The organism is Acidimicrobiia bacterium (genome assembly GCA_040902765.1).
Taxonomy (GTDB): Bacteria; Actinomycetota; Acidimicrobiia; order Spongiisociales; family UBA11373; genus DATKBG01.
On sequence record JBBDWO010000002.1, the window covers coordinates 39563 to 53313 of the forward strand.

Below are 13751 nucleotides of genomic sequence, written 5' to 3' on the forward strand. Positions count from 1 at the left end.
GCCTACTGAACCGTCAGCCTGAAGGTTGCTTGTGCTGGTTCGCCGCCTACCTCGACCAGGGCGATCCCATCCCCGGCCGAGAGCTCGCCATTCCCATCGAGGTCCACCCACAGGCGTACCCAGAGCGTCGCCGAGGACGTCTGGTTGGTGGTGAGGTCGATCTCCACGTCCTCGTGCGAGCCCGCATCGAGGAGGTCCGACACGCCGATCCTCGTGTCGGGTTCGCCATCGTCGTCGGTCAGGACCTCGATGAAGCCGGCGTACGGCAGTTCGACCGATGCCACTTCCACGCTCCCACCGTTTCCGGACTGATCGGACACCTCCACCATGGCAGGCACCCGGGCGGGCACGGTGAGCGTCACCGGGACGATCGCCAGCGAACCGTCGTCCCACACGCCAACCTGGTCGGCATCCTCGCCGGGCCCGAACTCGAGGTTGGCGTTGCGATCGATGTAGACGACGACGTGAACGACCCCGGTGAGCGCCAGCGGGGGTTCCAGCGCAACCTCGATGCCGTCGGACCCCCCGGCGGGGATCAGCGTGCTGAATCCGAGCACCGGCCCGAGGGATCCGCCCTCGTCGGCGTGCACCACGACGAACCCCGGAGCGGGCAGCACCACGGCGATGTCCCCCACGAGCGTCCCATCGGTGGCCTGGTCGTCGACGAATATCTCGGTGGGAGTGAGCGGCGGCAGCAGGCTGATCAGGGCACGATCCGAAGCCGGCTCACCGCTGTCACGCACCGCTAGCTCGTCGATGAACGAGTCCGGAGGCTGGTAGGTGAACCTGCCGTCGCGGTCCACGTCGACGTGAACGCTGACATGCACCGGCGTGTCTTCGCTGATCGGGATGAAGAACGGGACCGCCACCCGCTCGATGACGCCGATCGACAGCAGCTCGCTGATCCCGATGACGTCGCCCGGTGCGCCTGCCTCGTCGACCCGCGCCACCACCCATCCGGCAGCAGGCATCGACACCATGTCGACGACGAAGAACGACCCGTCGACGCGCTGATCCGAGATCTCGATGTCGGCCGGACCGAGCGCCGGCGGCACGTCCTCGGGCTCGACGAAGGTGGTCGTGGTGGTACCCGACGACTCGTAGGCGCACGCCGAAGCGGCGAGCGCCAATGCAATGAGGATCAGAGAGGTTCTACGCACGGGACGCAAGGCTAGAGGGGAGTAGCGAGTAGCGAGAGGACGAGAGGACGCTCAACGCTCAACGCTCAACGCTCAACGCAGGATGGTTTGCTCTCTGGCGTTGAGCGTTAAGCGTTATGCGTTGTCCGCCATTAGGCCCTAGGCACTCGCGACGACTCTCCCTACTCTGGCTTTATGGACATACCGACCGAGATCACCTGTGTCGAGTGCGGTGGCACGGCGGGACTCCTCTCGGCTCCGCCCCCGGACGACGTCTTTCACCCCGGGGACGTCGTCGCCTACGTCTGCGCCGACTGCGGACACCGATTCGACATCGTCCTCGACGAGGTGGAACCTCCCGACGAGTTCTGATTCTCGGGAGTAGCATCGGCCCCGACCAGAAGGGGACCCATGACCGTGCGTCGAGCAATCCGCTTCACAACCGCCTGTGCTCTGCTCCTGCTCGTCACTGCCCCGGCCGCCCTGGCCGGCACCGAGGAGCAGATCGACCTGATGGACTTCATCCCGGCTCAGTTCCAGGGTGACTTCGTAGACATCAACGGAGACGGGATCCCCGATCTCGGCCAGCTGCCACCTGATGGAGTCGCCGGCATCTGGGACAACAAGATCGGCGCGATCACCGACGAGGAGTTCCTCGGCGCGGTGTCCGGAGACTTCGACGCGACCGACGACGGTTCCAGCCTGTTCGGCGCCTGCAAGGGCGTCGTCATCTCCTACGACCAGGACGGACTCTCCGTGGACGCCTTCGTGGACGCCGGCGGCGACGCCCCACCGGTAGACATCTTCGGGAATCAGGCGCTCACCCGCTCCAACCCCTTCGAAGTCGACACCCGGGGCGTGCTCGTCTACTTCGGCTCGAGCCAGCCCCAGACCTTCCACTCCCATCGATGGTTCCTGAAGGCCGAAGGCGTGTTCCAGGACGACGGTGGTGACCCCAACGGTCTCGACAAAAACCGCAATGCGGGATCGGTGGACTTCGGCAACCTCCTCCCCTTCCCGTTCACCGCCCTGATCAAGGCCAAGGGTGCCTGGGTGGACAACTGGGGTCCATTGGAGCTCCCCGAGATGGAGAGTTATCCCGAGCCGAATTGCCACGGCGAGGGGTGGGTCAAGTTCGTAGGTCCGAACCCGCTCTTGACCCCGCCCGGGATCCTGGCGTCGCTGCTGGCTGCTGCCGGCTTCTCCGGGGTCCTGTTCAACGCACGTCCGGCCCTGTCGTGGAGGGAGTGATCACATGACGACGCAGACGCTGAAGCGGCACCCGATCAGGGGCTTCATCTGGGGCCTGATCTTCGGCCTGGGGCTCGGTCTGCTCCTGATGGTGCTGAGCATCGTCCCCCTGTCGATCCCGACCCTCGCCATGTACACCGGTGTGACCGCCGTGCTGGGCGTGGTCTGGGGCATGGTCGGCCCGGCCAAGAAGCCCAAGGGCCCGGCACCCGCCAGTACGCCGCTGGCTCCGCCCCCTGCAGAGCCCATGGCCGGCGACTCCGCACCCGAATACGACTGACGCCACACCGCTGAGTCGCCGATCGACCGGGGCGCGGTAGCCTCGCCTCATGGGGTGTTTCGTATCGTGAGGTTCGCCGCTGTCCTGCTCGGAGTCGTCGCCGCGCTCGCCAGCGCCGTCGTGAGCGCGATCACGATCGGGGAGACCGGCGCCATCGTCGTATTCCTCCTCCTCGTCGGGACCGCCGTGCTCGCCGCCGTCGCTGGATCTCGCGTCTTCGTGACCCGCTACGTCGCCACCGCCGGCGTGCTCGTAGTCGGCAGCATCGCCTTCGTCGCCTGGCAGGCTGCGCTCATCATGAGGGCTCTGACCACGACGGAAGGGACCGCGGCTCCGGCCGACCCGACTGCCCTCGCCTCGGCGCAGGTCGCCATCGCGGCGCTCCTCTTCCCCGGGCCCTTCACCCTGACCCTGCAAGACGACGAGATAGAAGCCGTGATCCAGGAGGGACTGAGCGACGACTCCCCGGTGGAGCGCGTGCAGGTCGACTCGATCGCCGGAATCGGAAGAGACCCGGGAACGCTGCGCATGGTCGTCCACTTCAAGAGCGGATCGATGACCGCCTACGTGGTCGCCACGATCGAAGTAGCCGACGGTTCGGCGGAGGTCGTGATCACCCGGATGAGCATGGGCCTGGTGTCGGTCCCGGCGAGTCTCCGCGACGAACTCTCCGAGCCGCTCGACGACCTCAACGAAGTCCTCGGAGGTGACGGGGGGTTCGTCGAGCGGGTGACCGTCGGCAACGGCCGGGTGGTCGTCGAGGGTTATCGGCCCTGAGGGGGTGAGCGAATAGGTCGCTGGCTTCATCAGCTTTCGGCTTGTGGCAAGCCGAAAGCTGATCCCGGGGCGAGCCTATTCGCTCACCCCCTGAGTCAGAGTCCAGCGCGCTCGATCGGCTGCGTCAGGCACCTGCTTCCGCCACGGCCCCTGACGAGCTCCGAGGCATCGAGTTCGAGGACCTCGATGCCCTCGTCGCGTAGCCGCTGGTTGGTTTCGGTGTTGCGGGCGTAGGCGAGAACCACCCCGGGTTCGAGGGCCAGTGTGTTGTTGCCGTCGTTCCACTGTTCGCGCAACTGACCGATGTCGTCACCCCCGGTGGCGATGATGCGCATCTTGCGGTCCAGAGCATCTTCGATCGTCTCGACCAGCCCCGAACGCTCGTCCACAGCCACCCGGTCACCGCCGATCGGCGTCACCACGTAGGTACGCACCGCGTCGATCACCGGCGGGAACAGGTTGAGCGCGTCGTGGTCCACCATGGTGAGCACGGTGTCGAGGTGCATGAACGACCGATCGTGTGGGAACGAGGCAACGATCACCCGATCGACCGCATCGGCGGCGAACAGTCGGCTCGCCAGCAGCTCGATGGCGGCGTGCGACGTCCGCTCGCCGCTCCCCACGAGGACGGTCCGCTCGTCGAGGACGAGCACATCGCCTCCCTCGATGGTCGCCGGGTAGGCGTCGAAGGGTCCGCCCCCGAACCACACCGGGAAGTCGTCGTCACGAAACCGCGGGTGGTGGCTGTAGATGGTGGAGAGGATGAACGGCTCCGGGCGGCGGATCGGGCGGCTCGGCGCGCCCAACACGAGGCCGCGTCCCACCCAGGCGGCGTTGTCTCGAGTGAACATCATGTTGGGCAACGGTCGAATGACGGTGAGCGAGGGGTCGGACCCGACGTCCGAGAAGACGGGATCGATGCCCCAGTCCTGCATCTCAGCGGCGATGATCCCCCCGAAGACGACGTCGAGCGCTCGCTCCATCTCGCACTCATGCAGCGCGGCGCGCAGCTGGTCCGAGATCCAGGCGCCCGCCGTCGCTGGCGTCACGACCTGGTCGACCACCCGGCGACGCACATCCTCGTCGGCGAAGACCTCCTCCAGGAGATCGCGCACGTACAGCACCTCGACCCCGCGGTCCCGCATGAGGCCGGTCATGCGATCGTGCTCCTCCTGGGCGCGCTGCACCCACAGGATGTCGTCGTAGAGGAGCTGCTCCTTGTTCTGCGGGGTCAGCCGGGCGAGTTCGATCCCGGGGCGATGAACCAGGACGGTGCGCAGGGGACCGATTTCGGAGAAGACGGCGGGCATGCCAGGGAGGTTACCGACCGGGCAGGGGGGCGGGAGGTCACTGACCGGGGCCGGGGGGCACGCGGTGAGACCCCGACGCCTCATAGCCCGCGGCGATGGCGATCAGGGTGAGCTCGGCGAACGGCCTGCCCATGAGCTCGAGGCCGATCGGTACACCGGCGGCAGTGCCTGCCGGCACCACGATCGCCGGCATCCCCCCAACCGAGGCAGTGCCACAGTTGGTCCCGCCCTGTGATTGGCCGATCGCTGCCGCCGGCTGGCGGATCGTCGGGTAGGCGAGGGCGTCCAGGTCGTTGGCATCCATGAAAGCAGTGAGCTCGGAGCGCACCACGTCGCGCCTGGCCAGCGCCTGGCGATACTCGGTGGTGTCGAGGGTGGTCACTGCGATGGCCCGCCGTAGTTGCTCGTCGACCGCCGGGTGATGCACGCCGAGCGCCACCAGTTCGGCGAGGGACGACACCGGCGCTTGCTGATACCCGGCGAGGTACTCATCGAAGGCGAAGCGGAACTCCCTCAGGAAAACCGTGGCGGCGTTGCCGCGGAGCGCATCGAAGCCGGGGATGGTGACCGGCACGATGGTGGCACCGGCGGCGGCCATGTCGTCGAGCGCCGCCCGCACTGACGCCGCCACCTCGGGATGCGCACCGGCGAACAGGCCGTCGACCACGCCGATGCGACGCCCGATGAGCCCGTTCGGGTCGACGGCTTCGACGGCCCCCTGGAACGGTGTCGGCGACAGATCGGCGCGATGGTTGATGGCCGCGATGACATCGAGGACGATGGCCAGGTCGATGACCGACCGGGTGAGCGGACCCACCGTGTCCTCGGTGAGGGTGAGCGGGATGACTCCCCGCGACGACGACCACTCCCAGGTGGGGCGCAGCCCGTACAACCCGTTGTAGGCCGAAGGGATCCTGACCGAACCACAGGTGTCGGTACCCAACCCGGCGACGGCGAAGTTCATCGTGACCGCAACCGCGGTGCCACCACTCGACCCACCGGGGTTCCGGGAAGGGTCGTACGGGTTGCGGGTCTGCCCGCCGAGGGACGACACGTTGGTGATGTCGCGTGCCAGCTCGTGCATGTTCGTCTTGGCGAGGATGATCGCCCCGGCCTCGCGCAGCGCCGCCACCTGAGCCGAGTCGTCCCCCGGACGGAAGTCGGCGAGCGCCACCGACCCCGCCGTGGTCGGCATGTCGAAGGTGTTGAGGTTGTCCTTGAGCACCACCGGGATCCCGTGCAGCGGCCCGCGCGCTCCGACGGCGGCGCGCTCGGAATCGAGTGCGGCTGCCTCCTCGCGCGCATTCGGATTGACCGCGAGGATGGCGCCGAGGTCGCCGTCGTGGGCATCGATCCGGTCGAGGTAGTAGTCGACGAGCTCCAGGGCACTCAGCCGCCCTTCGTCCATCGCCGTCTGGAGTTCCGGGATCGTCGCCTCGAACGGATCGAACGGCTCGGGCGGCAGCGTGCTGGTCGTCGTGCTCGTCGTCGTCGTCGACGCCGCCGTGGTCGTGGTGACGACGGTCGTGGAGGGGATCAGCGTCGTGCTGGCGGTCGTCCCCGCGGTCCCCCCAGCGCAAGCGCTGGCCACAAGCGAGATCATGAGGACACGGCCAGCCAGGCGATCCATCCCCACAGCATCGCAGACGGTCGTCCTGCGTTGAGCGTTGAGCGTCGGCGCCGCCTCGCGAAACACTCCTACCCCTCCAGCTTGACCACCGCACGGTCACGGGGCTACAACTCCGTCACCGGCCCTTCCCCGCCGGTGCTTCCCCTGCTTGTCGAGTTCTTTCGCGAACTCCTTGACGGAACCACACGGTTGTAATTACACTCGTGTCCCCTCTACCCGTAGTGGTCGGCGCATCCTCCGCCACTACATGTAGTGGGTGTGGATAAGTCGGGTCCCACCCTCCCCGGGCGGACCCCCGATGCGGAAAGGGAGCATCATGGGCGACGGACTGCGGATCGATCGGTACTTCACTCGTAACGGGGAGGATCCGCTCGAATCCGTCGACTGGGTGCGACGCGACTCGCGCATCACCAACCCGGATGGGTCGGTGGTCTTCGAGATGAAGGATGCCGAGGTTCCCGCCGCCTGGTCGCAGGTCGCCGCCGACATCATGGTGTCGAAGTACTTCCGCAAGGCCGGTGTCCCCCAGCACGGCGAGCACGGCGAGGTGCTCTTCGACGACGACGGGCAGCCCGTCCTCGGCGCCGAGGAGAGCGCCAAGCAGGTCTTCACCCGCCTCGCCGCCACCTGGCGCCTCTGGGGCGAGCGGGGCGGCTACTTCGCCTCGGACGCCGACGCCCACGCGTTCCAGGACGAGCTGGTCTACATGCTCGCCAATCAGATCGCCGCTCCCAACAGCCCGCAGTGGTTCAACACCGGGCTCAATCACATGTACGGACTCACCGGACCGGCACAGGGCTTCTGGTTCATCGACGAAAAGACCGAGCAGCTGACCGAGTCGACCGACTCGTACACCCGCCCCTCCCCCCACGCCTGCTTCATCCAGTCGGTGAGCGACGACCTGGTCGGCGACGGCGGCATCATGGATCTGTGGACCCGCGAGGCGCGCCTGTTCAAGTTCGGTTCCGGCACCGGTACCAACTTCTCGACGCTGCGCGCCGAGAACGAGCCGCTCTCGGGCGGCGGCAAGTCGTCCGGCGTCATGTCGTTCCTCAAGATCGGCGACCGCGCCGCCGGCGCCATCAAGTCGGGTGGCACCACCCGCCGCGCCGCCAAGATGGTGATCCTCGACGTCGACCACCCCGACATCGAGACCTTCGTCGACTGGAAGAAGGTCGAGGAGGACAAGGTCCGCGCCCTCATCGCCGCCGGCTACCCGTCGGACTTCAACGGCGAGGCGTACCAGACGGTGTCCGGCCAGAACTCAAACAACTCGGTGCGGGTGACCGAGGACTTCATCCGGGCCGTCGCCGAGGACGGCGACTGGGAACTGACCGCCCGCACGACGCCCGGTCTGGTCATGAAGACGGTCAAGGCTCGCGACCTGTGGCGGCGGATCGCCGAGGCCGCCTGGGCCTGTGCCGATCCCGGCCTCCAGTTCGACACGACGATCAACCAGTGGCACACCTGCCCGGCCGACGGCCCCATCCGGGGGTCAAATCCTTGTAGCGAATACATGTTCATCGACAACACGGCGTGCAACCTGGCCAGCCTCAACCTGGTGACGTTCTATGACGACGACACCGGCGAGTTCGACCTGGTCGGCTACAAGCACGCCATCCGTCTGTGGACCATGGTGCTGGAGATCTCGGTGCTCATGGCCCACTTCCCGTCGCAGGAGATCGCCCAGGGGTCGTACGACTATCGAACGCTCGGCCTCGGCTACGCCAACCTCGGCTCACTGCTCATGCGCAAGGGCCTCCCCTACGACTCCGATGAGGGGCGGGCGGTCGCCGGAGCGCTGACCGCGGTCCTCACCGGTGACGCCTATGCGGCATCCGCGGAGATGGCGGTGGCGCTCGGGCCGTTCCCGCGCTTCTCGCAGAACCGGGAGTCGATGCTGCGGGTGATGCGCAACCACCGGCTGGCCGCATACAACGCTCCCGCCGGGGAGTACGACGGCATCACCCACTTCGTCATGGGCATCGATCCCGACCTGTGCCCGCCCGACCTGCTGACCGCGGCCCGCGAGTCGTGGGACAACGCGGTCGCCATGGGCGAGGCCCACGGATACCGCAACGCCCAGGCGACGGTGCTGGCGCCGACGGGGACCATCGGCCTGCTCATGGACTGCGACACCACAGGCGTCGAGCCCGACTTCGCCCTGGTCAAGTTCAAGAAGCTCGCCGGCGGCGGTTACTTCAAGATCGCCAACCAGTCGATCGACCCGGCGCTGCGAAACCTCGGCTACGACGATGCCCAGCGGCTCGAGATCGTCCAGCACGTGATCGGAACGATGTCGCTCGACGGCGCTCCGCACGTGAATCGTGAGTCGCTCGCCGACAAGGGATTCGCCGAGGACGAGATCGATGCGATCGAGCGCACGCTGCCCGGCGTGTTCGAGCTGCGCCACGCGTTCAACGTGTTCGTGGTCGGTGAGGAAGCCCTCCAGCGGCTCGGCTTCACCGAGGACCAGTACACCTCGTTCGACTTCGATCTGCTCGGGTCGCTCGGCTTCAGCCGTTCGCAGGTGGAGGAGGCGAACCGAATCATCTGCGGCACGCAGACCATCGAGGGCGTCCCGTACCTGGCCGACGAGCACCTGCCGGTGTTCGACTGCGCCAACCGCAACGGCAAGCTCGGTGTGCGGTTCATTCACCACACCGGTCACATCCGGATGATGGCGGCGGCTCAGCCGTTCATCTCGGGGGCGATCTCGAAGACGATCAACATGCCCAACGAGGTGACCATCGCCGACATCGAGGACTCGTACGCCTTGTCCGCCGAGCTGGGCCTCAAGGCGATGGCCCTTTACCGGGACGGGTCGAAGGCGAGTCAGCCGCTGTCGTCGAGCACCGGTGAGGGCGATACCAACGACGACGAGGATGAGGGGCTCGCCGAGGCCATCGACAGTGTGGCCCGGATGGTGACGGGCGTGTTCGCCCCGGGGGTCAGCCCCTCACAGGCGTACCACGGGGTCAACCGGCCCAGGTTCCTGCTGCCCTCCCGGCGTACCGGCTGGACCCAGGAGGCGAAGGTGGGGGGCCACAAGGTGTTCCTCCGCACCGGCGAGTACGACGACGGCACGCTCGGCGAGCTGTTCATCGACCTGGCCAAGGAGGGAGCCACGCTGCGCGGCATCCTCGGGTGCTTCGCCATCGCCGTCTCCAAGGGCCTCCAGTACGGGGTGCCGCTCGAGGAGTTTGTCGAGTCGTTCACCTTCCAGACGTTCGAGCCCAGGGGCATGGTCGAAGGCCACCCGAACATCAAGATGTCGACGTCGATCATCGACTACGTGTTCCGTTCCCTCGGCCTCGAGTACCTGGGTCGGGCCGATCTGGTCCAGGTGCCGCCGCAGGAAGTCGGCGAGCTGCCGGAGCCGCCGAGCGGTCTCGCCGTCGACGCCGGCGTCCAGTTGGAGCTCGACGAGGACATCACCCGCATGGCGCCGGTGCACCACCCGGCGGTGGCCGACCGGAAGCCGCTTCCCGTCACCGGGAACGGCAAGGGCAACGGCCACAGCAACGGGAACGGTCACGGCAAGAAGGCCACGGTCACGCTGACCGCGAAGCCAGCGACGGCCGCCGCCAGCCAGACGGTGTCCGTGCAGGCGGCCCTGAGCGAGATGATGGGCGACGCCCCGATGTGTGGCGTCTGCGGCCACATCACGATCCGCAGCGGATCGTGCTACAAGTGCCTCAACTGCGGCAACACAACGGGCTGCTCGTAAGCAACAGCCATACCGACCAGGCTTCAGGCCCCAGACCGGGGGCCTGAGGCCGTGGGACCCGATCAGCCCCTCGGCTCAACCACCAGGCAGTGTTCGCCATGTCCCAGATGGTGTTGCCGGACGGGACATACCCGGACCCGGCCGCACCAGAACGGGTTGTGGGTGACCTGGCGGTGGGTCAGCGGTACACCCCTGCCGCGTCGATGAGCATCTACTCGGCGGCACGCATCAGCTCTCAGGAGTCCCTCCAGGTTTCGGTCTATGATCGCGCTCAAGGCAAGTATCGCTGGGGGTCGACCCGCCTTTACTCCACTTTCCTGCGGCTCCGTGCCTCGCGACCGCTCGCTCGGTCGGCTTACTAGGAGGCGGGAATTGTCGAACAGTCGCACGCGAGGACCTGTGGAAAGAAGTCGAGTCAGCCAGATCCTCAGACAAGCGTGGTGGGTTCCGCTCGTAGGAGTTCTGGCAGCCGCGCAACTATGGGTGGCCCTAGCGTTCGTTTATGGAAACGGCACTTCGAACATCCTCGACGCCGAGAGCACAGCCGCGGGTGTCAGCCTCGGTACCGGGGGCGCGGCCGCGCTCGTTGCTGGGCTCTGGATCCGCCCCCAACGTCGATCGATGGGGGATGTGCTCATCACGGTTGGTGCCTTGCTCGGCGGCATATGGTTCTGGACCGTGGTCATGACGCCCATCGCGATCGTGGTGATCATCGGCGTCGCGATCAGTTACCTGCGCTCGCCGGTCCCAGCCGCCGATACCCCGTGAACTGGGCACTCGACTAACGAAGCTCGCCAGAATGCGGTCTCCATGGACCGCCTCGGCACGATCACTAGCGACGTTCGCTACCTGGCGCGACAGGACCCCCGGCTGGCGAGTCCGGTCGGTGTTCCACCGATCGAGTTGCACGAGCCGGGCTTCCACCGCCTAGTCCACTTGATCCTCGGTCAGCAGGTGTCGATCGAGTCGGCAGGTGCCATGTACGCCAATCTGGTCACCACCCTTGGCGCGGTCACCCCGGAAGCGCTGCTCCGACTCGACGACGACATGATGCGGCGGTGCGGCTTCACCCGGATGAAAGCCGGGTACGCGCGGGGCATCGCCGAGGCGATCCTCGACGGGTTCGACCTCTCCGCCCTAGACGCCATGGGACCCGACGCTGCAGTGGCCACCCTCACCACACTGCGCGGTGTGGGTGTGTGGACCGCCGAGTGCTACCTCCTGTTCGCCGTCGGCCACCGCGACATCTTCCCTGCCGGCGACCTGGCGCTGAGAGTGGGATGGCAGGAGATTGCCGCGCTGGAGGCGCCGCCGAGCGAACAGGCGCTGAGAGCGATAGCGGAGCAGTGGGCACCGCGGCGCACAGCGGCGGCACACCTGGTCTGGGACGCGTACCTGAGGCGGAGGGGAAGGCGATGAGCCAGGCGCCAGGCACCGGGCTCCAGACAGACCGCGCTGAGAGGTATACGTAGCGTTCGCCCTCCCCCCTCCCCGCCTTCGGCGGTACTCCCCCCCTTCGGGGGGAGAGAGAAGACGTTCTGGCGAATAGCGAATCGCGAATTGCTAATCGCGCCCTCTCTCCCACACCTTCCACTCCCAGACCGCGGTGCGGCCCGAGTCGACCTCGGTGAAACCGGCGCCCTCGATCCGTTGTGCCATCTCCCCCGGGTCGTGGGCAAAGACGCGGAAGGTGGTCCGGCGGAGCCAGAGGAAGGCGTTCACCCCGCGGAGGCCGATGCGGACCAGCCAGCGGCGACGGGGATATGACATTGCCAGCAGACGACCGGAGCGCTGCGTTGCCCGATCGACCATCGCAGGCATGTTGGGGAAACAGCACACCACCCGGTTGAGGAAGACGATGTCGGCTGGTGCTCCAGCGTGGGTCACGAAGTCGGCGGTATGCCACTCCACACGGCCGGTCATCCGGTGCTCCTCGAGCAGTTCAGCGGCAACCGACTCGTACCCCGGCGACAACTCGTAGGCGATACCTCTCTCGGCGCCGGAGCCGAGCAGGGCCACCTGGGCGGAGCCGATGCCGGCGCCTGCCTCGATCACCGTCGCCCCCTCCAGGCGGCGACGAGCCAGGGCGCCGATCATCGGACCGGCGGTGGAGTCGAGGCCGCGCTTGCGGAACCCTCGCAGTGAGTGACGCGCCATTCGCTCGTCGAAGACGCCGCCGTAGTCCTTCGGATCACAGCACACGGGCATGAGGCAACGGTATACCGCTCGGGATCAGCCGGTGCCGTGGATTCGGCTACGGCCGCTGCAACGCCGGAGCGGTCCGCGGTGTTATCAGGCACGATGGTGACGATGACCGACCTCGACGACCTGGCCGTGCGGCTATCAAAGGATCTCGACGCCGTGTTTCCCGAGGTCGTGCAGGCGCTGAGCCCCGGTCTCTACTCCGGGGCGCTTCGCATGCTGGGACACCGCCAGGACGCCGAGGACGTCACCCAGGACGCGCTGATCAGGGCCTACCGGGCGCTCGACGAGTACCCGGCGGAGCGGATCGCCACCCTCCGGCTGTCCGGATGGCTGTGGACCATCGCAGCCAACCTGTGCCGCAACCGGCTGCGCCAGCGATCCCGCAAACCAACGCTGCCACTCGACGGACCGGAACCGACCGACGGCGGTGCCGGGCCAGACGAGAGGGCCGAGCAGGCCGATCTGGGCGACCGACTCACCGGCCACCTGCTCACCCTGTCGTGGCCGATGCGAAGCGCCGTCGTCCTGCGTCACGTCGTCGGCCTCACCACCGACGAAATCGCAACCGCCCTGGACCGCCCAACGGCGACCGTCAGATCCGACATCCACCGGGGCCTGGAACGGCTCCGCCACCTGCTCGATGAGGAGACGCCATGACCATCGAAGACCGACTGCAGCAGCTCACCGCCACCCCTCCCGATGATGTCGGCAACCGGGTCCTCGTCGGTGTCGGGCTCGCCGACGAGTTCGTCGAGTGGCCCAGCATCGTCGGGCGCCTGTTCATCGCCTTCAACGGTCGTGGCGTGTCCACCGTGTCGGCCGACGCCGACGCCGGGCGATTCGAGGCGTACTTCCAGCGGCGCCACCGCCGCCCGCTGCGGCCGGCCACGGCCGTGCCCGAGGCCATTGAGCGGCACCTCGCCGAAGCCCTCGATCGTGGTCGGCCGGGGAGGCTGCCCGTGGACCTTCGCGGGGTCACGCCCTTCCAGCGCGACGTCCTGTTGACGGCGGCGACGATCCCCCGCGGTGAGGTCCGCCCGTATGGCTGGATCGCCAAGGAGCTGGGCAACCCCGGGGCGGTGCGGGCGGTGGGATCGGCTCTGGCCACCAACCCGATCCCCCTGATCCTCCCCTGTCACCGGGTGGTCCGATCCGACGGGTCACTTGGCCGCTACTCACTCGGCTCCGACGACAACAAGCCGCGGCTCCTCGCCGCCGAGGGCCTCGACGTGGCCGAATACCAGCGGATGGCTCGGACCGGCACACGGTTCGTCGGAAGCGAGACGACCCGGATCTACTGCCATCCGACCTGTCGAGCGGCGCGCACGATCGCCGGCTCCCACCGCGTCGAACTCCACAGCACGAGTGAGGCTGCGGACCGTGGGTTTCGGGCCTGCAAACTGTGCCGGCCCGCGGCCTGACCGGTCTT

General features: G+C 67.4%; 13 protein-coding genes. 9 read left to right on the top strand and 4 right to left on the bottom strand.

Annotated features, from left to right (window positions below):
• Positions 1–2: 2 nt before the first annotated feature.
• Positions 3–1160: a hypothetical protein gene (locus WEA29_00450; GenBank protein MEX2322235.1), complete on the bottom strand. Its 1158-nt coding sequence runs from the start codon at positions 1158–1160 to the stop codon at positions 3–5.
• Positions 1161–1334: 174 nt separating this feature from the next.
• Here WEA29_00450 and WEA29_00455 point away from each other — a divergent pair, with 174 nt between their 5' ends.
• From WEA29_00455 to WEA29_00470, 4 genes are all read left to right on the top strand, one after another.
• The gene (locus WEA29_00455) at positions 1335–1511 is read left to right on the top strand and encodes a hypothetical protein (GenBank protein ID MEX2322236.1); all 177 of its coding nucleotides are present in this window, start codon (positions 1335–1337) and stop codon (positions 1509–1511) included.
• Positions 1512–1550: 39 nt separating this feature from the next.
• Positions 1551–2390, top strand: coding sequence for a hypothetical protein (locus WEA29_00460; GenBank protein ID MEX2322237.1), 840 nt, complete (start codon positions 1551–1553; stop codon positions 2388–2390).
• A 4-nt stretch (positions 2391–2394) separates the two neighbouring features.
• A complete protein-coding gene (locus WEA29_00465; protein ID MEX2322238.1) occupies positions 2395–2670 on the top strand; it encodes a hypothetical protein in 276 nt (91 codons plus the stop codon).
• Between the two features lie 66 nt (positions 2671–2736).
• The gene (locus tag WEA29_00470) at positions 2737–3447 is read left to right on the top strand and encodes a hypothetical protein (GenBank protein ID MEX2322239.1); all 711 of its coding nucleotides are present in this window, start codon (positions 2737–2739) and stop codon (positions 3445–3447) included.
• A 95-nt stretch (positions 3448–3542) separates the two neighbouring features.
• On the opposite strand, the gene WEA29_00475 is transcribed toward WEA29_00470, so the two are convergent.
• Together WEA29_00475 and WEA29_00480 are read right to left on the bottom strand one after the other, a co-directional pair.
• Positions 3543–4757, bottom strand: a complete 1215-nt coding sequence (locus WEA29_00475) for an arginine deiminase (protein MEX2322240.1) — start codon at positions 4755–4757, stop codon at positions 3543–3545.
• A 37-nt stretch (positions 4758–4794) separates the two neighbouring features.
• Positions 4795–6387 carry an amidase family protein gene (locus tag WEA29_00480; GenBank protein MEX2322241.1) on the bottom strand — a complete coding sequence of 531 codons (1593 nt, stop codon included), beginning with the start codon at positions 6385–6387 and terminating at the stop codon, positions 4795–4797.
• 316 nt (positions 6388–6703) lie between these two features.
• Between WEA29_00480 and WEA29_00485 the strand changes: the two genes are divergently transcribed.
• The 3 genes from WEA29_00485 (at position 6704) to WEA29_00495 (ending at position 11536) form a co-directional block, all read left to right on the top strand.
• Positions 6704–10117, top strand: coding sequence for a vitamin B12-dependent ribonucleotide reductase (locus WEA29_00485; protein ID MEX2322242.1), 3414 nt, complete (start codon positions 6704–6706; stop codon positions 10115–10117).
• 621 nt (positions 10118–10738) lie between these two features.
• Complete coding sequence (locus WEA29_00490; GenBank protein ID MEX2322243.1) at positions 10739–10885, top strand: hypothetical protein; 147 nt, start codon at positions 10739–10741, stop codon at positions 10883–10885.
• A 42-nt stretch (positions 10886–10927) separates the two neighbouring features.
• Positions 10928–11536, top strand: coding sequence for a DNA-3-methyladenine glycosylase 2 family protein (locus WEA29_00495; GenBank protein MEX2322244.1), 609 nt, complete (start codon positions 10928–10930; stop codon positions 11534–11536).
• Between the two features lie 144 nt (positions 11537–11680).
• Here WEA29_00495 and WEA29_00500 read toward each other — a convergent pair whose 3' ends face one another.
• Positions 11681–12325 carry a hypothetical protein gene (locus WEA29_00500; GenBank protein MEX2322245.1) on the bottom strand — a complete coding sequence of 215 codons (645 nt, stop codon included), beginning with the start codon at positions 12323–12325 and terminating at the stop codon, positions 11681–11683.
• Positions 12326–12427: 102 nt separating this feature from the next.
• Between WEA29_00500 and WEA29_00505 the strand changes: the two genes are divergently transcribed.
• Positions 12428–12979, top strand: a complete 552-nt coding sequence (locus tag WEA29_00505; protein MEX2322246.1) for a sigma-70 family RNA polymerase sigma factor — start codon at positions 12428–12430, stop codon at positions 12977–12979.
• Positions 12976–13743, top strand: a complete 768-nt coding sequence (locus WEA29_00510) for a methylated-DNA--[protein]-cysteine S-methyltransferase (protein ID MEX2322247.1) — start codon at positions 12976–12978, stop codon at positions 13741–13743. Before WEA29_00505 ends, WEA29_00510 begins: the two co-directional genes overlap by 4 nt.
• Positions 13744–13751 lie beyond the last annotated feature (8 nt).